This is a genomic window from Pseudomonas sp. PDM32 (assembly GCF_019219225.1).
GTDB lineage: Bacteria > Pseudomonadota > Gammaproteobacteria > Pseudomonadales > Pseudomonadaceae > Aquipseudomonas > Aquipseudomonas laurylsulfatiphila.
In genome coordinates this window covers 56,072-81,235 of record NZ_JAHUWE010000003.1, presented here as the reverse complement: position 1 = coordinate 81,235, position 25,164 = coordinate 56,072, and the positions used below count along the sequence as shown (strand labels likewise).

The window sequence follows — 25,164 nt, the reverse complement described above, 5'->3', positions numbered from 1 at the left end:
CAAAGGCTTCCCATGAGCGAAGATGCACAAGACGTAGTACTCGTTGTCGAGGACGATCCGTCGATTCTGATGGTGCTGTCCGCTTATCTGTCGGGTGAGGGTTATCGCGTACTTCAGGCCGAAAACGGCGAACAGGCGTTTGAAATCCTGGCGAGCAAACCCCACCTGGACATGATGATCACCGACTTCCGCCTGCCCGGTGGAATCTCCGGTGTGCAGATCGCCGAACCCGCCGTGAAGCTGCGACCGGAACTCAAGGTGATCTTCATCAGCGGCTACGCCCAGGAAATCCGTGAGACCGACAGTCCGATCACGCGCAAGGCGCCGATCCTGGACAAGCCATTCGATCTGGATAAATTGCAGGAACTGATGCAGGACATGCTTTCGTAAGCATTCAGGCGCTGATCATCTCCCGCACCTTCGCCGTCAACAGATCGAAGGTGAACGGCTTGGTGATCATCTGCATGCCCGGATCGAGGAACCCGCCGCGCACGGCGGCGTGCTCGGCGTAGCCGGTGATGAACAGCACCCTGAGATCGGGCCGCAACTGCCGGCCGATTTCCGCCAGTTGCCGGCCGTTCATGCCGGGCAGGCCGACATCGCTGATCAGCAGGTCGATGCGCTGCGCCGAATCGAGTATCGGCACCGCGCTATCGCCATCACAGGCTTCGACGAAGGCATAACCCAGGTCGCTCAACACCGTGCTGACCAGCACCCGCACCGCCGGATCGTCCTCGACGATCAATACCGTCTCGCCGTTGTTGGCGAAGGGCGAGTGTTCGACATTGACCGGATGCTCCTGAGGCAGGTCACCCCCGAAGCGTGGCAGAAACAGACTCACCGTGGTGCCTTCGCCCACTACGCTGTGGATGACGACATGACCGCCTGACTGCTTGCTGAAGCCATAGATCATGGACAAGCCCAGCCCGGTGCCCTGGCCGATGGGCTTGGTGGTGAAGAACGGGTCAAAGGCGCGGTTGACGATGCTTTGCGCCATGCCGCAACCGGTGTCGGTGACGCTGAGCACGACGTAATCACCGGCATCGAGATTGCTCTGGGACTGGGCAAAGTCCTCGTCGAGGTGCCGGTTCGAGGTAGAGACCACCAGCCTGCCGCCATTGGGCATGGCATCGCGGGCGTTGATCACCAGGTTGAGCAGGGCGCTTTCCAGTTGATTGGGGTCGGCTTCGGCTACCCAGAGTTGCTCATCGAGTTGCATGTCCAGGCGAATGCTTTCGTTGATGCTGCGTTGCAGCAGTTCATCCATGGAGATCACCAGGGCGTTCATCTCCACGGGTTTGGAATCCAGCGACTGGCGGCGGGAAAACGCCAGCAGGCGGTGAGTCAGGGCCGCCGCGCGGTTGGCCGAGGTCACCCCCAGGTCGATCAGGCTGTCCAGATCTTCGGTACGGCCCCGGGCCAGGCGTCGACGCAACAATTCCAGGCTGCCGATGATGCCGGTCAGCATGTTGTTGAAGTCATGGGCGATGCCGCCGGTGAGCTGGCCGACGGCTTCCATTTTCTGCGACTGGCGCAGCGCCTCTTCGTTGTGACGCAGTTGCGCGGTGCGCTCTTCCACCTGCTGCTCAAGGGTTTCGAGGGTGTTTTGCAGGCGCAATTCACTTTGGCTCAGGTCGACCAGCCGATCCCTGGCCTCGTACTGTCGTCGCCGTCCGCGCAAGGCGGTGGTGACCAGACTGATCAGCGTGATCGGGTGAAAGGGCCGTTCGAGGAAGGTGACATTGCCCAATTGCGGGCCGAAACGGGATGCCGGATTCTGTTGCGGGCCGCCATGGTGCGTCATCAACACGATCGGCAGGTCCGACCACGCGGGCTGTTGTTCAATCAGCCGGATCAATGGTTCAAGATCACTGCCCAGCAGCGCTTCACTGGAAATCAGCAGCAGGCCGGCACCGAGCTCCAACTCGGCGCACAGCCCGGGCAGGTCCTGGCTGATCACCCCGTGAAACCCGGCTTCGTTGAGCATCATCAAGGCAATCTGGCTGTCACGCCCTCGCGGCGCAAGGATGAGGGTGCGCTCGGGTGTCGCCAGCACCGCAGTCACCGGATATCTTCCGCAAGCAAGGGGTTGCTGGCCCCGAGATAGGTGGGCACCCCGCGCAGTACGCCCTGGAAGGCTTCCAGCGGTTCACCGATGGTCATGCCCTGGGCGCTGATACGGTATTCACGGATGGTCGATTCATGGCTGCCGGTGCGTTTCTTGATGATCGAAATGGCCCGGCGTACCTTGCCCAGGGCTTCGAAGTAACGCAGCAGGATCACCGTATCGGCCAGGTAGGTGATGTCGACCGGGGCCTGCATGTCGCCGACCAGGCCATGCTGGGCAACCGTCATGAAGGTCGCGGCGCCTTTTCGATTGAGGTACAGCAACAACTCGTGCATGTGCAGCACCAGGGCGTTCTCTTCCGGCATTGCCGCCTGATAGCCATTGATGCTGTCGATCACCACGGTCTTGATATTGCCTTCGTCGACACAGCGCCGGACCCGGTGGGAGAACTCGCCGGGAGACAGTTCGGCGGCGTCCACCTGTTCGACCAGCAAATTGCCGCTGTCTTGCAGGGCCTGCAAATCGATGCCGATGTTCTTCATGCGCTCGTACAGCAACCCCAGCTCTTCATCGAAGATGAACAACGCGGCTTTTTCACCCCGGGCCACCGCCGCGGCGGCGAACACCATGGAGATCAGTGATTTGCCGGTCCCGGCCGGACCGAGAATCAAGGTGCTGGAACCGGTTTCGATACCGCCGCCCAGCAGCGCATCCATTTCCCGGATGCCACTGGTCAATTGCTGGCGCAGGTACTGACCGCGATGTTCGGCGGCCACCAGACGCGGAAATACATGCACGCCGTCGCTGGCGATGGTGAAGTCATGAAAGCCGCCCCGGTATTTCTGGCCGCGGTACTTCACCACGCGCACGCGCCGGCGCTCGGCACCGTAATTGGGTGTCAACTCTTCCAGGCGAATCACGCCGTGGGCGACGCTGTGCACGGTCTTGTCCAGTGACTCGGTGGTCAGGTCGTCGAGCAGCAAGACCGTAGCGTCGTAACGCACGAAATAATGTTTGATGGCCAGAATCTGCCGACGATAGCGCAGCGAGCTCTGTGCCAGCAGGCGAATTTCGGAAAGGCTGTCCAGGACGACGCGGGTCGGTTTGACCCGTTCGACCACTTCGAAAATCTGCCGGGTGGCCTCGCCTAGTTCAAGGTCGGAGGAATACAGCAGCGTCTGCTGCTGTTCGGCATTGAGCAGGTTTTCCGGAGGCGTCAGCTCGAAGATGTGGACGTTGTCGTCCATCTCCCAACCATGGGACAAGGCGCCCTGGCGCAGTTCGCGCTCGGTCTCGGACAGCGTGATGTACAACGAGCGCTCGCCGGCTTGAGCGCCGGCCAACAGGAAATGCAGCGCCACCGTGGTCTTGCCGGTTCCCGGCTCGCCTTCCAGTAAAAACACGTGACCGCGGGACAGTCCTCCATCGAGGATATCGTCAAGGCCTTCGATACCGGTGGCCGCCTTGGTACGGTTCAATTCGTTGGTTAGAGACAAATAAGAGTCCTCTCGTGGCCAGGAGCAATGAGGCAGCCTCTTGGAAGTGCCGCAACGGGCTGCCTTTTCACTTGACCCCTGGCCCGGACGAGCGTTCAACCTTTTTTAACGCAAAAAGATCGCAGCCTGCGGCGTAGATGTAGGAGCTGCCGAAGGCTGCGATCTTTTGGTTTTAGAGCCCCTGTTGCAACGACGGATCATCAGGGTTCATCTGCTCGAGCTGGGCTGTCAGGATCTGCACGTTTTGCAGCTGCCCGCTTTCCTTCCAGTAGTTGATCAGCAGCACCCGTGCCTTGCGATCGTTCGGATGGCGCTGGACGATTTCCTGCAACTGAATCTGCGCCGCTTCGAGTTCCTGCTCACCGCGCAGTGTGGTGGCCAGGTCGTAGCGGTAATCCCGGTTATCGGGTTCAAGCTCGACGGCCTTGGACAGGCCGAGCAGGGCGAATTCGCTTTGGTCGTGATGCAGTAGCCAGAGCCCCAGGGCATGTTGCAGATAGGCCGAGTTGGGCTGTGCCTGCAGTTGCCTGGCCAATAGCTGCCGGGCGGCGTCGTTCTGCCCTTGCTTGTCCAGCACTTCGATTTGCAGCACCAGCGCCGGCAGGTTGTCCGGCGCCAGGCGCAGGGTGTTGTCCAACGCCTGTTGCGCTTCCTTGAGTTCGGCGTTGTGCAGGTGCAGCCGGGCCAGTTGATATTGGTTTTCGGCGCTTTGCGGTTCGCTCTTGAGCACCAGCTCCCAGGCATCGATGGCTTGCTCCAGCGGTCCGAAATACAAGCCGAGTTCATCCGGGGACAACCCCAGCAGCGCGTTGATTGCCGCCAGCCGCACGTTCTGTTCGCTGTCGTCGAGCAATGGCCCCAGCAAAAGACTGCGCTGGCCGTTCGGTACCAGGGCGCTGATGCTTCTGATCGCCGCGATACGCACTTCGGGCGATTCGTTCTGCAAGTCGGCATCCGCCAGTTTAAGGGCCACCGAGCTTGGATAATTGGGCAGCTCGGCATGCAACCAGACACGGCGCTTGGGGGACAGGTCCGGACGCTTCAACTGCTGATAGAGCACCCGCGCGGCACCGGGTTGACCGCCCCGGGCCGCTGCCAGCGCTTCGCTGTAACCGTGTTGGACGGCTTCGGGAACCACTGGCGTGGTATCGCGCAGGGAAAACCATGCAAGGCCGATGACGAGCAGGGCGAAGAGGCTGATAAACAGATAGCGGCGGGACTGGGGCATGCAGGAATCCGGAAGCTGGCGAACTTTTGCAAAGGCGCCAGCTTCGGTCAGGCCAGGCCTTGAGTCAAACCTTGAAGACGTTCACTGACGATTCAAACTGTGGAAAAGCCCTTCCGCCAGCGATCAATGGGCCTGCAAACGGCGTCGCCAGCAAAACCTCTCAAGGCACCGCCACAGTGACTACGCTTGCTGGAAGTGTGTCGACGGGTGTTCCCATGCAAGCGTTGTTGCAGTACTTCAAGGCCATGCTCAACCCCGGCCCCGGGGTATTGCTGTTTGCCTTGCGAACCATCGCGGCGGGGTTATTGACCCTGTACCTGGCGTTTTTGTTCGATCTGGACCAGCCCAAGTGGTCGATCATGGCCGTGGTCATCATCAGCCAGCCACTGGGAGGCATGGTGCTGGCCCGCAGTTTTGGCCAGGTGATCGGCACCACGCTGGGCGCTGCGGTGGCGGTGTTGATCATGGCGATCTTTCCCCAGGCTCCGCTGCCGTTCATCACCACCCTGGCATTGTGGTTGGCGTTGTGCACCGCCGGTGGCACCTTGTTGCGCTATACCAGTTCCCAGGCGTTTGTCCTCAGCGGCTACACCGCCGTGGTGGTGGCCTTGCTGGCGGTGCCGGATCAGGACGGCATGTTTCTGCTGGCGGTGACCCGCGTCACCGAGACCTTGCTGGCAGTGGCCTGCGTGTGTCTGGTCAGCCTGCTGACCGCCAGACCGGAAACCGTGGCCCGTGACTACTTCGCCAGGATCGACCAGATCACCCGGTTGCTGGCCACCCATGCCAGCGCCGTCATCCGCACCGAAGAGAGCGAAGCGGATTTCCAGCAGCGGCAAATGCAGCTGCTGGGCCAGATCAGTGGTCTGGAGGGCGTGCGCCGGCACATGTACTTCGATGCGCCGCGGTTGCGCAGTGCCAACGGCCTGGTGCAACTACTGGGCAACCAATTGGTGTTGTTGACCGCGCGGCTGACAGCCCTGCGCCACCAGCGGCTGCTGTTGACCGAGCGTTGGGAGGGCGAGTTGCCCGAGGAAATTCAACGTTTGCGGGCCGAAGAACTGGCGTTTCTCGATGAGCTGGCGCGGGAGGGGCGTTCGCTGTCCAGTGACAAGCGCCATCACTTCACGTCGTTGCAACAACGCTTTGATGAGCTGGCCTACAGGGCCGAACAATTGACCGAGCCGTTGCCGGCCACCTTGCGCTCGCTGGCCTGGTCACTGCGCTGGGAGCAGGCTCGCCTGCTGCAGCAGCTGGAGCAGATTCTGGAATTGAGTGACGCCATCCAGAGCGGGCGACCGGCCAGCAGCGTGTTTCGCGGGCGGGAAAATCCGCTGCATCTGGACTTCACCCTGGCGACCATGAACGCCATCCGGGCTTTTTCCGCGCTGTTGATTTGCGGCCTGATCTGGATCGAAACCGGCTGGGACGGTGCGCGAGGCGGGATGGTGCTGGTGGGTATCCTTTGCTCGCTGATGTCGACCTTTCCAAGGCCGCTGCTGGCCGTGCAAAGCTACGCGAGGGGCTTCGGGCTGGCACTGGTGGCTTCGGCGCTCCTGCAGTTCATGTTCGTGCCGATGATCAGCAATTTCGAGATGCTTGCCTTGCTGTTGGCGCCCTTGCTCTATGCAGTTGCGGTAGGGCTGGCCAGTCCGGCCACGACAGGCACCGGCATTGGTCTGGGGCTCACGACTTTTCTGCTGCTCGGTCCGTTGAACGTAGGGATCGGTCAAAACACCGCCATCCAGTGGTTCGAATTTGCCGGGGCCTATACCTGCGCGACCGTGCTGGCGTTGAGCGTCTATGCGCTGATCTTTCCGTTCAGGCCGGATTTGCGCATGAGACGGCTCTATAAAGAGAACGGCGAGCAGGTGTACGCCTTGCTGAAAACCGCGCCGACCGATGAACAGCAGTTTGCTTTCGAGAGCCGCATGGTTGATCGCCTGACCATGATGCTGGGGCTGCTGCCGGCAACGCAGGAGCCACAATCCCATGAGCGCTTTCAAGTCAGCCTGGCCTGCATGGCGTTGGGGATTGCCATGAATCAGCTCAGGCAGCAGGGGCAGAACAACGCATTGTTGAGTGCGGATCTGCAAAGTCGCCTGTTTTCCACCGTCCGGGAAACGGGCAGGCTGGTCGCCGGACGTCCCGGGGTCGAAGTGGCACGGGTGCTCGATAGCCTGCACGCCCTGGGCGACGAACTGGATGCCCTGCATACCGATGTCCATGAGCATTTGTGGTCGGTGTTCCGCATGCGCGTGGCGCTGTTGATCGTGGTGTCGTTCGTCGAGCGTTATCGCGGCTACTTTCAACCCTCCGGCATTGAAGGAGACCCTGTCCTTGCCCATTGATCTGGAAGTGGGAGGCGCCTATCTGCCCCCGATCGCCCAGGCGTTGCTGCTGGGTTTGCCGATTTTCCTGCTGCTGGACTGGGGGCTGCGACGCCTCGGTGTGCTGCAGTTCGTCTGGCATGAGGCTTTGTTCGAAGGTGCGTTGTACGTCTGTGTCTGCGCCACGTTGATACTGGTGATGGGAGCCTGATGCCTTGAAGAATATCCTTCCCCGACTCACGACGCTGGCGGTGGTACTGCTGGCCTTGATCCTGGGCTGGTTCGCCTGGGAGCATTACACCCGTGCCCCCTGGACCCGGGATGCCCGGGTGCGTGCCGATGTGGTGACCTTGTCCGCCGATGTCTCGGGGCGAATCGTCAGCCTGTCCGTGCAGGACAACCAACATGTGAACAAGGGCCAGGCGCTGCTGGAGATCGATCCGGCGCGTTACACGCTGGCGGTGGAGCATGCCAAGCGTGCCGTCGAGGTGTCGAAAGCCTCGCTCGGGCAGGCCCAGGCGTCCATTACCGCCAGCGAGGCCTTGCTCAAGCAGCGTCAGAGCGAGGAGCAGCGGCGGCGCACGCTCAAGGATCGTTCGGCGATTTCCGGCGAAGAGTGGGAAAAAGCCAACACCGATGTGTCGGTGGCCCAGGCGGATCTGCTGCGAAATCAGGCCAACCTGGTGCTGGCCCAGGCCAACGTGCAGCTGGCCATCGCGGCCTTGACCCAGTCGGAGCTCGATTTGCAGCGCACCCATGTCGTCTCCCCGGTGACGGGCTATGTCACCAATCTGCTGACCCGGGAAGGCGACTATGCTTCCGCCGGGGGGCCATTGCTGGCGCTGGTGGACAGCGATTCGTTCTATGTCAGCGGTTACTTTGAAGAGACCAAGTTGCCACGGATCGGCGAGGGCGACCGGGTCAGGATCGAGTTGATGAGTGGCGAAACCTTCGGCGGCAAAGTACAGAGCATTGCCTTTGCCATTGCCGACCGGGAAAACCTGCCGGGCGGTCGCCTGCTGGCCAACATCAACCCCAGTTACACCTGGGTCAAACTGGCGCAGCGGGTGCCGGTGCGGATCGAGATCGATGCCGACTATGCCGGCAAAGACAAACTCAGGGCGGGGACCACGGCCACCGTGACCGTCCAGGAAAAGCCAACGGACTGAAGATCACCGCTAACCCTTGTGGGAGCGGGCTTGCTCGCGAAGGCGGTCTGACAGTCACCATCCAAGTTGGCCGACACACCGCCTTCGCGAGCAAGCCCGCTCCCACAAAGGATTTACATTGCCTTTTAAAAGGCAAAAAAAGCCCCGCGACCGAATGAGACGCAGGGCAAAGGAATTGGTTGGTTGCGGCCAACCAAAGGAGCGCTTTAAACCATCGGGTTAATTGCTGGCGACTGTCTCAGGCTGCCAGCCGCCACCGAGGGCCTTGTAGATGGCGACGATGCCGCGATACAGATCGACTTCGGCCTGGGCCTGGGTGTCTTCGGCCGCCAGGCGTTCACGCTGGGCGTCGAGCAGCACGAGGAAGTCGGCGGTGCCTTCGCGGTAGCGAATCTCGGCGAGATCGGCAGCCGAACGGCTGGACTCGCTCTGGCGAATCAGCGAAATCAGGCGCTGCTGGCGCTTGCCGTAGTCGCTGAATGCGTTTTCCGATTCTTCCAGGGCCAGCAACACTTGCTGCTCGTAAGTCGCCAAGGCGCCCTCGGCATCGGCGTCGGCGGCGCGCAAACGGGCGCGCACACTGCCCAGGTCAAACGCTGCCCAGGTGATGCTCGGGCCGAGCGCCCAGGCGTTGGCCGCCGAGGAACCGATTTGTGAACCACGCCCGGCGGTGAAACCAAGGAAGCCGCTGAGGCTGACTTGCGGGAACAGGTCGGCCTTGGCCACGCCGATCCGCGCCGTTGCCGAAGCTAGTTTGCGCTCGGCACTGCGAATGTCCGGCCGGCGTTGCAGCAGTTCACCCGGATTACCGATCGGCAAGGCCTTGGCAATCGCCGGCAAGTCTTTCGGGCTCAAATCCACCGTCAGCTTGTCCGGACGCTCGCCCAGCAGCGTGGCGATACGGTTCTTCTCCCGAACCTGTTCGGCCTGCAATTGCGGCACGCTGGCTTCGACCGACGCCAGGCGGGCATCGGCACGCTCCACATCGAGCTGATCGCCGACGCCGGCATCGCGCAGGTTGATGGTGATCTTGCGCGACTCCTGCTGGTTCTCCAGGTTGGCCAGGGCGATCTTTTCCCGCAGTTGCGCGCCGCGCAGTTGACCGTAGGCATCCACCAGTTCGGCAATCATGCTCACCTGCAGCTGGTACAGATCGGCTTCAAGCGACTGTTGCTCGGCATTCGCCGATTCCAGGTTGCGCTGGATACGCCCAAACAGGTCGATCTCCCAGGCCATGTCCAGGCCCAGGTCGTAGCGTTCGCTATTGACCCGGTCGGTGGTCTGGCCAGGAATCTGGCCCTTGCCCAAGTCACTGCTGACACGGCTGGTGACGACCGGCAAGTTGTCGTTACTGATGTCATCGCGGATCGCCCGTGCGGCTTTCCAGCGTGCAAAAGCGACGCGCAAATCACGGTTGCCCTTGAGCGATTGCGTCACCAACTGGTTGAGGGTCGGGTCTTCGAACTGCTGCCACCAGATGCCTTCGAAACGCGAACGGTCAAAGTTCTTCTGGCCGGCGGCGCCATCGGTGGCGGCCGTGATGGTGGCCGCCTCGGTGTTGGGCGTCTGGTAATCCGGACCCACGGCACAGGCACTCAAGGCCAGGACCAGCAGGCTCGGCAGGAAGGCTTTCAAACTCATCAGTGCGACTCCAGCTTCAGGTTGACCTTGGCGGCTTTGCGCGCCTGGCCACGCTCGACAAAGTTACGAATCAATACGTAGAACACTGGCGTCAGCAACAGACCGAAGAAGGTCACCCCGAGCATCCCGGAGAACACCGCCACACCCATGGCGTGACGCATTTCGGCACCGGCACCGCTGGAGAACACCAGCGGCACAACCCCCATGATGAACGCGAAAGAGGTCATCAGGATCGGCCGCAGACGCAGGCGGCAAGCTTCCAGTACCGCAGCCAGCGGGTTGAGGCCCTCCAGTTGCTTGTCCTTGGCGAACTCGACGATCAGGATCGCGTTCTTGCACGCCAGGCCTACCAGTACGATCAGGCCGATCTGGGTGAAGATGTTGTTGTCACCGCCGGAGGCGATCACACCGGTGATGGCTGACAGCAGGGTCATCGGTACGATCAGGATCACCGCCAGTGGCAGGCTCCAGCTTTCGTACTGGGCCGCCAGTACCAGGAACGCCAGCAGGACGCAGAGCGGGAACACGAACAGCGCGGTGTTGCCGGACAGGATCTGCTGGTAGGTCAGGTCGGTCCATTCGTAGGTCATGCCGTTCGGCAGTTCTTCCTTGAGCAGCTTCTCGATGGCTTTTTCGGCCTGGCCGGAGCTGTAGCCGGGGGCCGCCGCACCATTGATTTCAGCGGTGATGAAGCCGTTGTAGTGCATCACGCGGTCCGGGCCCGAGGTGTCGCTGACCTTGATGAAGGTCGCCAGCGGGATCATCTCGCCTTTGTTGTTACGCACTTTCAATTGGCCGATCTGGTCGGACTCGAGGCGGAACTGTTGCTCAGCCTGAACGTTGACCTGATAGGTGCGGCCAAAACGGTTGAAGTCGTTGGCATACAGCGAACCCAGGTAGATCTGCAGGGTGTCGAAGATGTCGCTGACGGCCACGCCGTGGGTCTTGGCCTTTTCCCGGTCGATGGCGGCATCGACCTGCGGCACGTTGACCGTGTAGCTGGTGAACAGGCCGGCCAGTTCCGGCACGTTGTGGCTCTTGGCGATGATGTTCATGGTTTCCTTGTACAGCTCTTCATAGCCCAGGTTGCCCCGGTCTTCGATCTGCAGGCGGAAACCACCAATGGTGCCCAGGCCTTGCACCGGCGGCGGCGGGAAGATCGCCATGTAGGCTTCCTGGATGTTCGCGTACTGGCCGTTCAAGGCACCGGCAATCGCACCGGCGGACATGCTCGGGTCTTTACGCTCGTCGAACGGCTTGAGGGTCACGAACACGATGCCGGCGTTCGGGCTGTTGGTGAAACCGTTGATCGACAGGCCAGGGAAGGCCACCGCGCTCTCCACGCCTGGCTGTTTCAGGGCCAGGTCGGACATGCGCTTGATCACGTCTTCGGTACGGTCCAGGCTTGAGGCATCCGGCAATTGTGCGAAGGCCACCAGGTATTGCTTGTCCTGGCCGGGTACGAAACCGGTCGGGGTGCTGGAGAAACCGAAGAAGGTCAGGACCATCAGGCCGGCGTACAGCAGCAGGGCGATGCCGCTTGAGCGGATCACACGGGCGACGGTGCCGACATAACCATGGCTGGCCTTTTCAAAGAAACGGTTGAACGGACGGAACAGCCAGCCGCCAAACATCTTGTCCAGCACCCTTGAGAAGCGGTCTTTCGGTGCGTCATGGCCCTTGAGCAATACCGCGGCCAACGCCGGCGACAGGGTCAGTGAGTTGAAGGCCGAGATCACCGTGGAAATCGCAATGGTCAGGGCGAACTGCTTGTAGAACTGACCCGTCAGCCCGGAGATAAATGCCGCAGGAACGAACACCGCACACAGCACCAGCGCCGTGGCAATGATGGGACCTGTCACTTCACGCATGGCGCGTTTGGTGGCTTCCACCGGGGTCAATCCGAGCTCGATGTTCCGCTCGACGTTCTCCACCACCACGATGGCATCGTCCACCACGATACCGATGGCCAGTACCAGACCGAACAGCGACAGGGCGTTGAGCGAGAAGCCGAACAGGTGCATCACGGCAAAGGTACCGATCAGCGAAACCGGCACAGCCACCAACGGAATGATCGAGGCGCGCCAGGTCTGCAGGAACAGGATCACCACCAGTACCACGAGGATCAGTGCTTCGAATAGGGTGTGAACCACCGCCTCGATGGAGCCGCGCACGAAGATCGTCGGGTCATAGACGATGCTGAAGTCCATGCCTTCGGGGAAGTTCTTCTTCAGTTCGGCCATTTTCGCCCGGACTTCGTTGGAGATCTCGATGGCATTGGAGCCAGGGCGCTGGAAGATCGGGATCGCCACCGCCGGCTGATTATTCAGCAGCGAACGCAGGGCGTACTGGCTGGAACCCAGCTCGACGCGAGCGATGTCCTTGAGGCGAGTGATTTCACCGTTGTCGCCAGAGCGAATGATGATGTTCTCGAACTCTTCCTCACTGACCAGACGGCCCTGAGTGTTGACCGACAGCTGGAAGCTTTGGGCATTCGGGGCAGGGGGAGCGCCCAATGCACCGGCGGCCACCTGGCGGTTCTGCTCACGAATGGCGGTGACCACGTCAGTGGCGGTCAGGTTGCGCGAAGCGGTCTTGTTCGGGTCGAGCCAGACACGCAGCGAGTAGTCGCCCATGCCGAACAGTTGCACGTCACCGACACCACCCAGCCGCGCCAGCTCATCCTTGATGTTGAGGATCGCGTAGTTGGACAGATAGAGCATGTCGTAGCGTTTGTCCGGCGAGGTCAAGTGCACAACCATGGTGAGGTCGGGCGATGCCTTGTCCACGGTGATACCGATACGCGTCACTTCCTCGGGAAGTTTCGGCTCGGTCCGGGTCACGCGGTTCTGCACCTGCACCTGCGCGTTGTCCAGGTCAGTACCCAGAGCAAAGGTGATGGTCAGGGTGATCTTGCCGTCGGCGGTCGACTGCGAGGACATGTACAGCATGTTCTCGACGCCGGTGATGGCCTGCTCCAGTGGAGCGGCCACGGTTTCACCGATGACCTTGGGGTTGGCACCGGGGAAGTTGGCGCGTACCACCACGGTCGGCGGCACGACTTCCGGGTATTCGCTGATCGGCAACTGGAACAGCGAGATCGCACCGGCGATCAGGATCAGCAGCGAAAGCACCGCTGCGAAGATCGGCCGCGAAATGAAGAATTGGGAAAAATTCATCGTAAAAATCCCTTAACCGCGTGGGGTCGTGGCAGCCAGTTTCACAACCGTGCCCGGCGCAACCTTGGCAGGCGCGACTTGGGGCAGGTTGCTGGCTTCCAGCGCTTGGCGTTGTTGTGCGAGTGCCGCGAGGGTCTGTTCGCTGGCCATCGGAATCACTTCAGGGGTGACCGGTGAGCCGGGACGTACCCGTTGCAGGCCCTTGACGATGATGGTGTCGTCCTTGTTCAGACCACTGCGCACGATGCGCAAACCTTCGATCTTCGGCCCCAGTTCCACCGCGCGATAGGCAGTCTTGTTGTCGCCGTCCATCACGATCACGAACTTCTTGCCCAGGTCGGTACCCACCGCTTCATCGTTGATCAGCATGGCGCTGTAGGTACCGCTGCCCACCAGTTTCAGGCGTGCATACAGGCCCGGGGTGTAGCTGCCATCGCTGTTGTCGAACACGGCGCGGCCACGGATGGTGCCTGTCTTGGGGTTGACCTGGTTGTCGACGAAGTTCATCACGCCCTGGTGCGGGTTGCCGTCCTCGTTGGACAGGCCCATGTAAACCGGGGTGGTGGCGCCGCGTTTGCCCTGGCGAGCAAGCTCGGTGTACTTGAGGAACACACGCTCGTCAGCGTCGAAGTAGGCGTAGACCTTGTCCGTGGAGACCACGCTGGTCAGCGGCGTGGTGTCGGCGGTCACCAGGTTGCCGGCGGTGATTTCCGCACGGCTGACACGGCCACTGATCGGTGCGGTGACGCGGGTGAAACTCAGGTTGAGCTTGGCCAGGTCGAGCTGTGCCTGAAGCGCACCGACGGCGGCGCGGGCCTCCTGGGCGGCGCTGGTGCGCGAATCGGCCAGCTCGGCGGAAATGGCATTGCTGGTGCGCAGGCGCTCACCGCGCTGGGCTTCGTTTTCACTGCGAGTGGCATTGGCGCGCGATTGTGCAACCAGGGCTTCGAGGCGGCGGACCTCAGCCTGGAACGGACGCGGGTCGATCTGGAACAGCAGGTCGCCTTTCTTGACCAGGGCGCCTTCAGTGAACGCCACTTCATCGATCTGGCCGGAGACCCGTGGACGAATCTCGACCGTTTCCGGGGCTTCCAGGCGCCCGGTGAATTCGTCCCACTCGTTGACCGGTTGTTCCAGCACCTTGGCCACGCTGACCTTGGCTGCCGGCATCGTGGCGGCGGTTTCCGGGGCCTTGCCGCAAGCGCTGATCACCACTACGGCCAACAAAGCCAACGGGAAGCGCAAATGTTTGAATGACTGTTCCATGGATGCATCCGCCAATGTGTTGAGATTGGCGAATGATGCGCGGCGGGTTTGTATCTCACGAATCGAATGGGGCGAAGGTAACTATCATTCGGAATGATATGAGGCCCGAGCCAGCCCTCTAGCCTGCGCCTTGCGTTCGGTCGTCATCAACTGGATTGATGACAATTGTGTGTTGCATTGGATGCAATAGTCAGACTTGAAACCGTGTTGCGGCCATCGCGAGCAGGCTCGCTCCCACAGGGGATCATGTACACCACAGAACCACTGTGGGAACGGGCCTGCCCGCGAAGAGGCCAGCCTTCTACACAATCAGGATCAGGGACCCGTCATCAGCCATTGGTTTAACGGGGTCCACCTGCCCGCGCTGTGCCAATTTCGTCACCGCCACTGCCCAAACCCATCAAGCCATGACGCCTCGGATAGACCACTCTGACCGGTCTGTCCAAGGAGATGACCATGATCCGACTGACCCTGATCGAAGCTCGTGAGTGGGCTGAATCGATCTTGTTGCACAACGGTTTTAACCTGGCCCATGCACAAGCGGTGGCGGCGACGGTGATTGCTGGCGAACGTGATGGCTGTGCCTCCCACGGTTTGTACCGGATTCTGGGGTGTGTGAATTCCCTGCGGGCCGGCAAGGTGTCGGCCGATGCCGAGCCACAGGTGATCGACCAGGCGCCGGCGATTGTGCGGGTGGATGCTGGCGGTGGGTTTTCGCAGTTGGCGTTTCAGGCGGGGTTGCCGTTGCTGGCGCAGAAAACCCGGGCCAACGGCATTGCGGCGTTGGCAATCAACCGCTGTGTACATTTCTCGGCGCTGTGGGTGGAGATCGAGCAACTGACGGCCGCTGGTCTGGTGGCGCTGGCGTGTAATCCGAGCCACGCCTGGGTGGCGCCGGCTGGAGGACGACTGCCGGTGTTCGGCACCAATCCCATTGCCTTCGGTTGGCCGCGTGCGGGGCAAGATCCGTTTGTGTTCGACTTCGCCACCAGCGCGATTGCCCGGGGTGATATTGAACTGCACCGGCGTGCCGGCAAGGCGATTCCCGAAGGTTGGGGCGTGGACGCCCAAGGCCAGCCGAGCACCGACGCCAACGTGGTGCTTGATAGCGGCGCGATGCTGACGTTCGGCGGGCACAAGGGTTCGGCTCTGGCGGCGATGGTGGAGTTGATTGCCGGGCCGCTGATCGGTGACCTGACCAGTGCCGAGTCGTTGGCTTACGACGGGGGTAGCAAGTCGTCGCCGTACCATGGCGAGTTGATCATCGCCCTGGACCCTCGGCGCTTTCTGGGGGACGCCACTGAAGAACATTTGGCCCGGGCCGAAACGTTGTTCCAGGGCATTGAAGGGCAGGGCGCACGCTTACCGTCGCAACGACGTTACGCGGCGCGGGTGCGCAGCCTGGTGGAAGGCGTGCAAATTCCCGAGGCGCTGTACAACGACCTGAAAGCACTGCTGGCTTGAATGGAATGGGCGCGCCCACTCCTGTGGGAGCGAGCTTGCTCGCGATGAGGGCATCAGATTCAACATTTTCGTCGACTGACACACCGCTATCGCGAGCAGGCTCGCTCCCACAGGAGGTCGTGTTGTTAAACCGGCTCGCGTTGGCTGCTGCCATCCACCAGCCGTGCAATCCCCAGTGGGTTGGCGTTTTTCAAAGCGTCGGGTAGCAAGGTGTCCGGGCAGTTCTGGTAGCACACCGGACGCAGGAATCGCTCGATGGCCAGGCTGCCAACCGATGTGCCACGGGCGTCGGAGGTTGCAGGGTAAGGCCCGCCATGGACCATGGCATCGCAGACTTCGACCCCGGTGGGGTAACCGTTGAACAGTACCCGGCCGACTTTTTGTTCGAGCAGTATCAGCAGATCCGCATGGGTCTGAAGATCCGCTACTTCGCCAATCAATGTCGCGGTCAGTTGCCCGTGTAAGCAGTTCAACGCCTGCCGCAGCTCAACCTTGTCCGCCACTTCAACGACAATGGTGGTCGGCCCGAACACTTCTTCCTGTAGCAGCGGATCTCCATTGAGCAGCAGGCTGACGTCGGCCTTGAACAGTTGCGGCCGCGCCTGATTGCCCTGCTGGTCGTGGCCCGCCAGGTGCGTCACGCCCGGATGCTGGAGCAAGGCCTGCACCCCTTTTTCATAGCTGCCGAGGGTGCCAGCATTGAGCATGGTTTGCGCCGGTTGTTCGGCCATCAGGTTGCTTAGTTGCGCAGTGAACGCCGTCCATTCAGGCGTGCGAATACCAATGACCAACCCCGGATTGGTGCAGAACTGCCCGCAACCCTGGACCACCGATGCCACCAGCTCACCGGCGATTTTCTCGCCCCGCGCGCGCAAGGCTTCGGGCAATACCAACACTGGATTGATGCTGCTCATCTCGGCGAACACCGGGATGGGTTGTTGTCGTGCAGCGGCCATGTCGCAAAGGGCACGGCCACCTTTGAGCGAGCCGGTGAAACCAACGGCCTGAATCGCCGGGTGCTTGACCAGCGCTTCACCGACACCAGCGCCGTAGATCATGTTGAACACACCCTTGGGCATGTCGGTCTGTTCGGCGGCGCGCAGGATCGCATTGGCCACGCATTCGGCGGTTGCCATGTGCCCACTGTGGGCCTTGAACACCACCGGGCAACCGGCGGCCAGTGCCGCTGCGGTATCGCCACCAGCCGTCGAAAAGGCCAACGGAAAATTGCTGGCGCCGAACACGGCCACCGGGCCGACGCCGATCCGGTACTGGCGCAGGTCAACCCGTGGCAGCGGCTGACGCTCCGGCAGGGCGCGGTCGATGCGCGCGCTGTAGAAATCGCCCCGACGCAGGACCTGAGCGAACAGACGCATCTGGCTGCTGGTGCGGCCGCGCTCGCCCTGAATCCGGGCGCTGGGCAGGGCGGTCTCGCGCGTCACCAGGGCAACGAACTCGTCATCCAGGGCATCCAGTTGCGCGGCGATGGCGTCAAGAAATTGTGCCCGGCGCGTCGCCGGCAAATTACGAAAGGCTGGATAGGCGGCCGCAGCGGCCTGGGCGGCCGCGTCGACTTCTTGCGCGGTGGCTTGCACGAAAGAGTAGGGCAGTGCTTCGCCGGTGCTGGCGTCATGGCTTTTCAGGATGATGCCGCCGGCGGCGCTGCGCGCTCCGCCGATATAGTTGTGGCCAAGGATCTCAGACATCAAAAAAGCTCCTGTCGAAAAATGGGGTAGCAACACAAAACCTTTGTGGGAGCGAGCTTGCTCGCGATGAAATCAAAGACGCCGCGGGGTATCAGGTTCCCCGCGTTATCGTTGACGTCCATCGCGAGCAAGCTCGCTCCTACGCCAGAGAATCGGCCCGGCGTGGGCTAGTCGAGGCTGGGTCCAGTGCAGCAACCCGCGCCGCCGACTCGGCATCCACCTGGCGCAATGACTTGCCACGGGTCTCGCGGGTCAGGCCGACAGCCACCACGGAAATCAGTGCGGCGCCCACCAGATACCAGGCGATCGGAGTCGAGCTTTGGTACTTGTTGAGCAAGGTGATGGCGATCAGCGGTGCCAGGGAACCGGCGAAGATCGGCGCCACCTGGTAGCACAGGGACAGAGCGGTGTAGCGTACGTGGGTCGGGAACAATTCGGCCATCAGCGCCGAGTAAGGCGCATAAGTCATCGACTCGATGGCCAGGCCCAGGGTGATGGCGGCCATGATCAGCCAGTTGTTGCCAGTGTCCATCATCGGGAAACCGATGAAACCCCAGAACGCTGTGAGCACCGCGCCGGTCAGGTACACCGGCTTGCGCCCGATGATGTCCGACAGATAGCCCATCAGGGGAATCAGGAAAAAGTGCACCAGGTGCGCGCCGAACATCAGCAGCAGAATTTGCGAAGTGTCCTTGTGCACCACCAGTTTCAGATAGGTAATCGAGAACGTCACTACGGTGTAGTAGAGGATGTTCTCGGCAAAGCGAGCGCCGATTCCCACCAGCACCGAACGCCAGTGATGGCGCAGCACTTCCACCACACCGAGCTGTTGCTGTTTGGTCTGGGCCTGACGGGCCTGGGCTTCCTTGAAGATCGGCGCGTCATCGACGCTGGTGCGAATCCAGTAACCGATCAACACGACTACCGCCGAGAACCAGAACGCCACGCGCCAGCCCCAGGCAAGGAACTGTTGCTCTGACAGGTTCGACGACAACAGCAGCAGGGCGAGCGTGGCCACCAGGTTGCCAGCCGGCACCCCGGCTTGCGGCCAACTGGCCCAGAAGCCCCGACGATTGTCCGGGCAGTGTTCGGACACCAGCAGAATCGCGCCGCCCCATTCGCCACCGAAAGCGAAGCCCTGGATCAGCCGCAACAGCACCAGTAGCACCGGCGCTGCGTAACCGATCTGGTCGAAGCCAGGCAGGCAACCCATCAGGAAGGTGGTGATGCCGACCACTACCAGGCTCAGTTGCAGCAGGCGTTTGCGGCCGAATTTGTCACCGTAGTGACCGAATACCAAACCGCCTAACGGCCGGGCGAGAAAGCCGACCGCGTACAAGGCGAAGGCGGCAATGATGCCGTCGATGGGGCTGTCGGTCTGGCGGAAGAACAGCTTGCCAAAAACCAATGCCGAGGCGGTGCCGTAGAGAAAGAATTCATACCATTCGGCGACGGTGCCAGCCATGGCGGCGGCCACCACGCGTTTGAGTCCCGAGGGTGTGGTTGCGCTTTGCGTGTGTTGAGGATTCGACATGCTGACGTACCTTGTTGAGACGCAAAAAACGGGCAGCCGGGCGGGGCCAGTACAGACCCGCCCGGCAATCGCTCAGAGACCGACGTCCGGCAGTTCCGGGCGGTTGGCCAGCGCCTTGGCCATGATCTGCTCGACGAATACGCGGTCGGCTTCCGGCAGGGCGAGGCGTGGCGGACGGGTCAAGGCGCTGCCGCGACCGGCAATGGCTTCACATAGTTTGATGCACTGCACCAGGTCGGCACGGGCATCGAGGTGCAGGATCGGCATCAGCCATTCGTAAATCGGCATGGCTTCGGCGAAACGACCGGCCTTGGCCAGGCGGAAGATGGTTTCGCCTTCTTTGGGGAACACGTTGGACATGCCCGAGACCCAACCTTCGGCACCCACGGCGATGCTTTCCAGCACCACGTCGTCGAGGCCGGCGAACAACACGAAACGGTCACCGACTTCGTTGCGCACGTCGATGAAGCGGCGGGTGTCGCCGGAAGAGTCCTTGAAGCACACCACGTTGTCGCAGTCGGCCAGGGAAATCAGGATGTCCGGGGTGACGTCGTTCTTATAGATAGGCGGGTTGTTGTAGACCATCAGCGGCACGTCGGCGTTTTTCGCCACGTAGCGGTAATGCTCGGCGGTTTCGAACGGCTTGGAACCGTAGACCAGCGCCGGCATCAGCATCACGCCATCGACGCCGACCCGGCGTACGGCATTGGCGACCTTGGCCGCTTGTAGGCTGGTGAACTCGGCCACGCCGCAAATCACCGGTACGCGACCGCGGGCGGCATCGACAGCGACTTCAGTCACGGCGATTTTCTCTTCGGCACTCAGCGAGGTGTTTTCACCCACCGAGCCGCAGACCACCAGGCCTGACACGCCGTCGCGGATCACGTTGGAAATCACCTGATGGGTTTTTTCCAGGTTGATGGAGAAGTCATCGTTGAATTGAGTGGTCACCGCGGGGAAGACGCCACTCCAGTTAATGCGCTTGCTCATTGTTGCCTCCGGTTCGTTAATTGTATTTCGTATACGATATTTAAAATGACAATGCTCGGCTAGTGCTTTTTTGGGTTTTTCTGGGGTTTTTACTGGCCGTTGGTCTGGGGGGCTGGGATTGCGTGATCAGGCGCCGGGCCAGGTGTCGGACAGGCGATAGCCTTGTGGCCACGGATCGCTTGGGTCGAGCAGTAATTGATGGGTGCCGGTGATCCACGCCCGGCCGGAAATGCACGGGTAAATCGCGGCACGGCCGGCGACTTCGGTCAGCGAATCAATGCGGCAGTGGAACTCGGAGCCGATAATCGAGCGGCCGACAAAGCGCTCGCCAACCTGCATCAAGCCTTTGGCCTGCAACACCGCCATGCGCGCCGAGCAACCCGTGCCGGTGGGGGAGCGGTCGATCTTGCCCGGTTGAATCACCACCGCATTGGCGCCGGTGGCGATACCGTTCTCATGGACGATGGGCGCGGCGATCTGGCAGAAGGAAATGTGCGACCACTCGGGATTCAGCGGATGCACGAAGCCCAGTTGTTCGTTGGCCGCTCGAGTGATTTTCAGCCCCACCGCGACCAGATCGGCCGCTTCATCCGGGCGGATGGAGAAACCCAGGCCTTTGGCATCGGCAATCACAAAACTGTCGCCACCGTAAGCGGTGTCAACCTTCAGCGAGCCGATGCCTTCGACTTCAATCCACGCATCCAGTCGATCAGCGAAGGACGGCACGTTTTTCACTTCCACCCGTTGCACCTTGCCATCCCGGCAGTCGGCCACGGCTTCGATCAGGCCGCCGGGCGCTTCCAGCACCAGGCGGGTTTGCGGCTCGGTCATGGGCAGGATGCCGCTGTCGAGCAATACGGTGGCGACGCACAACGAGTTGGAGCCGGACATCGGCGGGGTGTCCGCCGGCTCCATGATGATCCAGGCCATCTGCGCCCGTGGGTCCTTGGCCGGGACCAGCAAGTTGACGTGGCGGAACACGCCGCCGCGGGGTTCGTTGAGGACGAAGTTGCGCAGGGTTTCGTCCCGGGCGATCCAGCGTGACTGTTCCCACACGGTGGCGCCGGGCGGCGGGGCGACACCGCCGACGATCACGTCGCCGACTTCGCCTTCGGCGTGGCAGCTGACTACATGAATGACTTTTGATGAGCGCATGGTTTGCTCCTTGTTTTGTCTGTGAAGGCCTCATCGCGAGCAAGCTCGCTCCCACACTGATTTTGTGTACACCATCAAACCCTGTGGGAGCGGGCTTGCTCGCGAAGGGGCCATCCGCTACTTCACTGATTTCAGAAACGCCGCAGTCTCCGCATGCACCGGATTGCCAATCACCTGATCCGGCGACCCAATTTCATGCACCAGGCCATTGCGGAAGAACGCCACACGGTCGGACACGTCCCGGGCAAAGCGGATTTCGTGGGTCACCAACACCATGGTCATGCCGTCTTCGGCGAGCATGCGCATGGTGTCCAGCACTTCACCGACCAACTGCGGGTCGAGGGCCGAGGTGGCTTCGTCAAACAGCATGTAGTCCGGTGACATGGCCAGGGCGCGGGCGATGGCCATGCGTTGTTGCTGTCCACCGGACAGCTTGCCAGGGAACGTCTTGAGCTTGTCGCCCAGGCCGACGTGGGTCAGTTGCTTTACCGCCAGTGCTTCAGCTTCAGCCTTGATTTTGCCCAGCACTTTGCGCGGCGCGAGCATGACGTTTTCCAGCACCGTCAGGTGCGGGAAGGCATTCCATTGCTGGAACACAATGCCGATTTTCTGCCGCAGGCGATTGAGGTCGGTGGCGCTGTGATGGACCTCGACGCCGTCAACGCGGATGTTGCCTTTCTGGATCGGTTCCAGGCCGTTGATGCACATCAGCAAGGTCGATTTGCCGGAGCCGGAGCCGCCGATGATCGACACCACTTCGCCCTTGTTCACCGTCAGGTTGACGCCCTTGACCACCTCGAGGTTGCCGAAGGATTTATGTACGTTGTCGATCTCAATCATTTTCTTGCCACCTTCTTTCCAGACGAGCGCCCAGGCGTGCGACCACCAGGCTCATGACGTAGTAGATAAGGCCCGCGATGCACAGCACCAGCAACGGTTCCTGGATGCGGGTGACGATGGTTTGCGAGGCGCGCAGCAGTTCGACGATGCCGATCCACATCACCAGCGCGGTGTCTTTCATTACACCGAGCACCAGGTTCAGCCAGCCGGGGAACGCTACCCGGGTGGCCATCGGCAGGACGATCCAGCGCAAATCCTGCAAGAAGCTCAGCCCCAGCGACCGGCTGGCCCGGCGCACGGTGAACGGCACCGCCAGCACGCCGGCCCGCACGATCTCGGTGAAGTACGCCGCTGCGTAAACCCCCAGCACAATGCAGCCGACGCTGAAGGCGCTGATGTTCAAACCGATGATGCTTTTGAGTGAGTTGAACAGTACGAACTGGATCAGCAACGGCACGCTGCGAAACACGTCCAGCACCCAGGCCAGTGGCTGGCTGGCCCGTGGCAACAAGGCCCGCAGCAGGCCGAAGAACAACCCGGCCAAGGAGCCGAGGATGATCGACCAGAACGTCAGTTGCATCGTGACCCACGCACCGTTGAGCAGGAACATCAGGTCATTCGAGGAAAAATCAGTGGAAAACATGGACAGCTCCTCAGTAACGGAACAACCGCCAGGCCATCAGCCGGGCTGCCGCGACGATCGCCTTGGCAATCAAGTAATACAGCACCGCTGCGATGGCGAAATACTCGAAGGTGCGGAAGGTTTTGACGTTGTATTCCTGGGTCACACCGGTCAGGTCATTGTTCAGTCCGACGATCACCCCCAGCGACGTCATCAACACCGCCCAGACCATCTGATTGGTCAGCGGGTAGAACACGATCCGCAGCAGTTGCGGGACGATGATCATGCGGTAGGCCTGGAAGGCACTCATGCCGAGGGAACGCGCCGCACGCACCTGCGTGTCAGGCACGGCCTTGAGGCCGCCGCGAAAGTTCTCCGCCAGATACCCGGCATTGTTGAAGGTGATCCCGGCCAGCAGGGCGAACCAGGAACTGACGTGCAGGTTCAGCGAACCGAGGCCGAAGTAGAGGATGTAGATCTGGAACAGCGACGGGGTGTTGCGGGCAATCGACACCCAGCCGTTGCCGAAACCGCGCAGCAGAGGGTGCTTGGCCTCGCGCATCACCGTCAGGGCCAGGGCGATCAGCACGCCGAAGATCATCGACAGCGCGGCGGTTTCGAAGGTGACGATGGCACCGGCAAGCATGTCCGGCAGGGCGCGCAGGGCGGAGCGCCATTGGAAGCTGTAGTCAAACATGCGCAGGGCTCTCCAGTAGGGCAGCAGGTTGTAGCCAGGCCGGCAAACGTCCGCTGGCCGTTGCGGTGCAGGCCGTGTCGACGCATTCGGCAAGGCTGGCGAAGTGCACCTTGCGGCCGACCAGGCCCGGTGCGTAGTGGGCGTATTTGCCCGAGTTGGTCATCAGGGTTTTAGCCGTCAGGGGGATTACGGGTTCGCCGAGCATGCACCAGCAGGTGTCGGTGACCAGGGTCGCGCCAAACGCTTGGATCACGGCAATGTGCCCGGCCTCGCGGGCTTGCTCCAACACGACACGGCCGCAGGTGATGGCAAGCACCACATCCGGGTGTCTTTGTCGTCCCCGGCACAGTCGCGCCAGGTGAGCGAACTCGCTGAGGGAAAAGTGCGGGTTACCCAGCGACACCACATCCACCCGGTTGTCGCGAGCACTGTTGAGTTCGCGCCAACTGCGCAGCAGGTCCTTCAGGCGGATTTTTTCCACGGCAATGGAAATGTCCGCATCCAGCACCTGCGCCGGGTCAATGGCCTCCGGGGTGACCCCGGCGATGTGGAACAGTGGCGCCGCAGAGGTGGTGGCGAAGGCCGCGCCAAAGGCTTTGAGGTCGTCCAGGCTCGGCTTGCGTTTTTCCAGCCCCAGCACCAGCGGCACGCGACTGCCGGCCAGGGCACCGATGTAGTAACCCAGCAGCGGGTAGAAGGCATCGTCCAGTTCACCGAGGGCAGGCAACTCGATCTGCAACCGGGCCTTGCGTGGCGCGTCCAGGTGGCAGCCGATCAGCGGGGCACGACCGGTGAGGGCGATGCAGATGTCCAGGTAATCCGGGTATTTCAGGGTGCGTGCACCGAGTACGCTGTTGGCGTAGACCACTGCGTTGGATTCCGCCCAGACGATTTGCTCGCCAGCCTTCGGTGCAGTGTCGAGCAGGTACGGCGCGCAGGTGAAACTGAGCTGTGCGCCCATCGCCATATAGGCATCGCCCAAGGCACTGGCCGGTTCACCCAGTGCCGGGTCGATACCCAGTTCGCGCCAACGGCGCTGGTCGACGGAAATTGAATTGAGGGTGGTGGGCACTCTCACTTTTGCTCCCCATTGCACCAGTTGCCGGGCAAAGCGCAGGCTCGCAGGTCCCGTGTAAATGCAGCCGTCGATGTGTGCTTGAGTGACATCCACCAAGTGCTCGGCACCCTGCAATTCGGCCATACGCAGGACGATCTGCATGGCCATTTGCGCGGCCTTGCCATACCGGCCATCGAGCAGCGCCCGATCGTGCTCGGTGAGCCTGATCGAGGCGGTGTTGTCAGCGTCTGGTAATGGGCTGTCGAGCGCCTGCCAGGCGTCGCCCGGCAGGTGATCGAACAGGCTCAGCGTTGCATTTTCGACCCGGGCGAAGGCCTGGCCGCGCAAGGCGGCGAAAGCCTCCTGACCGATGCACAGCACCGGCAGGGAACGGGCGAAAATGGTCCGCGCCACCAGCACGCCCAAGGTCAGGATCTCGTCGGCTTCGGCCAGCACCAATGCCGCCGGTGCATGGCCGTTGCTGATCAGCTCCATCAACACACTGCTGCCGGTGCACGAGCCACGGCCACTGGGAATCGCCAGCACGCGGCCGGCCAGGTGTTGGCCGCTGAGCGGGTGATGGCGGTCGATGACTTCACCCGTACAGGGATCGACTCCGCCCCAGAAGCTCAAGCCGACATCGGCGAACAGCAGGGCGCCTTGCGCGGCACCCGCCACCAGGCTGCGCCCGGTCAGAGATATTGGCCTAGGCATGCCGGACA

At 61.7% G+C, this 25,164-nt stretch carries 19 protein-coding genes; 5 read left to right on the top strand and 14 right to left on the bottom strand.

The features are described from left to right. Nucleotides 1-12 precede the first annotated feature (12 nt). A complete protein-coding gene (locus KW846_RS06790) occupies nucleotides 13-390 on the top strand; it encodes a response regulator (RefSeq protein WP_007970583.1) in 378 nt (125 codons plus the stop codon). Nucleotides 391-394: 4 nt separating this feature from the next. Here the strand turns inward: KW846_RS06790 and KW846_RS06785 are convergent, their stop codons facing one another. The 3 genes from KW846_RS06785 to KW846_RS06775 form a co-directional block, all read right to left on the bottom strand. Further along, the gene (locus KW846_RS06785) at nucleotides 395-2,065 is read right to left on the bottom strand and encodes a response regulator (RefSeq protein ID WP_218481723.1); all 1,671 of its coding nucleotides are present in this window, start codon (nucleotides 2,063-2,065) and stop codon (nucleotides 395-397) included. Next, nucleotides 2,062-3,564, bottom strand: a complete 1,503-nt coding sequence (locus KW846_RS06780) for an ATPase domain-containing protein (RefSeq protein ID WP_007970585.1) — start codon at nucleotides 3,562-3,564, stop codon at nucleotides 2,062-2,064. The genes KW846_RS06785 and KW846_RS06780 overlap by 4 nt, the downstream gene beginning before the upstream one ends. A 172-nt stretch (nucleotides 3,565-3,736) precedes the next feature. Next, nucleotides 3,737-4,792: a tetratricopeptide repeat protein gene (locus tag KW846_RS06775; protein WP_218481722.1), complete on the bottom strand. Its 1,056-nt coding sequence runs from the start codon at nucleotides 4,790-4,792 to the stop codon at nucleotides 3,737-3,739. 215 nt (nucleotides 4,793-5,007) lie between these two features. On the opposite strand from KW846_RS06775, the gene KW846_RS06770 reads away from it, so the two are divergent. From KW846_RS06770 to KW846_RS06760, 3 genes are read left to right on the top strand one after another with little or no spacing between them, the layout of a single operon-like run. After that, nucleotides 5,008-7,143, top strand: coding sequence for an FUSC family protein (locus tag KW846_RS06770; RefSeq protein WP_218481721.1), 2,136 nt, complete (start codon nucleotides 5,008-5,010; stop codon nucleotides 7,141-7,143). Next, nucleotides 7,133-7,333 carry a DUF1656 domain-containing protein gene (locus KW846_RS06765; protein ID WP_218478420.1) on the top strand — a complete coding sequence of 67 codons (201 nt, stop codon included), beginning with the start codon at nucleotides 7,133-7,135 and terminating at the stop codon, nucleotides 7,331-7,333. Before KW846_RS06770 ends, KW846_RS06765 begins: the two co-directional genes overlap by 11 nt. Nucleotides 7,334-7,337: 4 nt before the next feature. After that, nucleotides 7,338-8,291 carry an HlyD family secretion protein gene (locus KW846_RS06760; protein ID WP_218481720.1) on the top strand — a complete coding sequence of 318 codons (954 nt, stop codon included), beginning with the start codon at nucleotides 7,338-7,340 and terminating at the stop codon, nucleotides 8,289-8,291. A 219-nt stretch (nucleotides 8,292-8,510) separates the two neighbouring features. On the opposite strand, the gene KW846_RS06755 is transcribed toward KW846_RS06760, so the two are convergent. Genes KW846_RS06755 through mexE form a run of 3 tightly spaced genes read right to left on the bottom strand, consistent with a single transcriptional unit; the run spans nucleotide 8,511 to nucleotide 14,377 of the window. Continuing rightward, complete coding sequence (locus KW846_RS06755; protein ID WP_218481719.1) at nucleotides 8,511-9,932, bottom strand: efflux transporter outer membrane subunit; 1,422 nt, start codon at nucleotides 9,930-9,932, stop codon at nucleotides 8,511-8,513. Beyond that, entirely contained in the window at nucleotides 9,932-13,111 is a 3,180-nt protein-coding gene (locus KW846_RS06750) for an efflux RND transporter permease subunit (protein WP_218481718.1), read from the bottom strand. The genes KW846_RS06755 and KW846_RS06750 overlap by 1 nt, the downstream gene beginning before the upstream one ends. A gap of 12 nt (nucleotides 13,112-13,123) precedes the next feature. Further along, nucleotides 13,124-14,377 carry a multidrug efflux RND transporter periplasmic adaptor subunit MexE gene (gene mexE, locus KW846_RS06745; protein WP_007970593.1) on the bottom strand — a complete coding sequence of 418 codons (1,254 nt, stop codon included), beginning with the start codon at nucleotides 14,375-14,377 and terminating at the stop codon, nucleotides 13,124-13,126. A 456-nt stretch (nucleotides 14,378-14,833) separates the two neighbouring features. On the opposite strand from mexE, the gene KW846_RS06740 reads away from it, so the two are divergent. After that, on the top strand, nucleotides 14,834-15,841 hold the full coding sequence (locus tag KW846_RS06740) for an Ldh family oxidoreductase (RefSeq protein WP_218481717.1): 1,008 nt from the start codon (nucleotides 14,834-14,836) through the stop codon (nucleotides 15,839-15,841). A 125-nt stretch (nucleotides 15,842-15,966) separates the two neighbouring features. Here KW846_RS06740 and KW846_RS06735 read toward each other — a convergent pair whose 3' ends face one another. The 8 genes from KW846_RS06735 to KW846_RS06700 form a co-directional block, all read right to left on the bottom strand. Next, nucleotides 15,967-17,547 carry an aldehyde dehydrogenase (NADP(+)) gene (locus KW846_RS06735; RefSeq protein ID WP_218481716.1) on the bottom strand — a complete coding sequence of 527 codons (1,581 nt, stop codon included), beginning with the start codon at nucleotides 17,545-17,547 and terminating at the stop codon, nucleotides 15,967-15,969. A gap of 139 nt (nucleotides 17,548-17,686) precedes the next feature. Beyond that, complete coding sequence (gene abaF, locus KW846_RS06730; RefSeq protein WP_218481715.1) at nucleotides 17,687-19,081, bottom strand: fosfomycin efflux MFS transporter AbaF; 1,395 nt, start codon at nucleotides 19,079-19,081, stop codon at nucleotides 17,687-17,689. Between the two features lie 72 nt (nucleotides 19,082-19,153). Continuing rightward, a complete protein-coding gene (locus KW846_RS06725; protein ID WP_102701650.1) occupies nucleotides 19,154-20,071 on the bottom strand; it encodes a dihydrodipicolinate synthase family protein in 918 nt (305 codons plus the stop codon). Nucleotides 20,072-20,197: 126 nt separating this feature from the next. Next, on the bottom strand, nucleotides 20,198-21,226 hold the full coding sequence (locus KW846_RS06720; RefSeq protein ID WP_008018645.1) for a proline racemase family protein: 1,029 nt from the start codon (nucleotides 21,224-21,226) through the stop codon (nucleotides 20,198-20,200). A gap of 117 nt (nucleotides 21,227-21,343) precedes the next feature. Then, nucleotides 21,344-22,066, bottom strand: a complete 723-nt coding sequence (locus KW846_RS06715) for an amino acid ABC transporter ATP-binding protein (RefSeq protein ID WP_218481714.1) — start codon at nucleotides 22,064-22,066, stop codon at nucleotides 21,344-21,346. Then, on the bottom strand, nucleotides 22,059-22,709 hold the full coding sequence (locus KW846_RS06710) for an amino acid ABC transporter permease (RefSeq protein ID WP_007997727.1): 651 nt from the start codon (nucleotides 22,707-22,709) through the stop codon (nucleotides 22,059-22,061). The genes KW846_RS06715 and KW846_RS06710 overlap by 8 nt, the downstream gene beginning before the upstream one ends. Nucleotides 22,710-22,719: 10 nt before the next feature. Beyond that, nucleotides 22,720-23,385, bottom strand: coding sequence for an amino acid ABC transporter permease (locus tag KW846_RS06705; RefSeq protein WP_007997725.1), 666 nt, complete (start codon nucleotides 23,383-23,385; stop codon nucleotides 22,720-22,722). Next, nucleotides 23,378-25,156 (bottom strand): aconitase X, encoded by a 1,779-nt coding sequence (locus KW846_RS06700; protein WP_218481713.1) that lies wholly within the window; start codon nucleotides 25,154-25,156, stop codon nucleotides 23,378-23,380. The genes KW846_RS06705 and KW846_RS06700 overlap by 8 nt, the downstream gene beginning before the upstream one ends. Nucleotides 25,157-25,164: the final 8 nt, after the last annotated feature.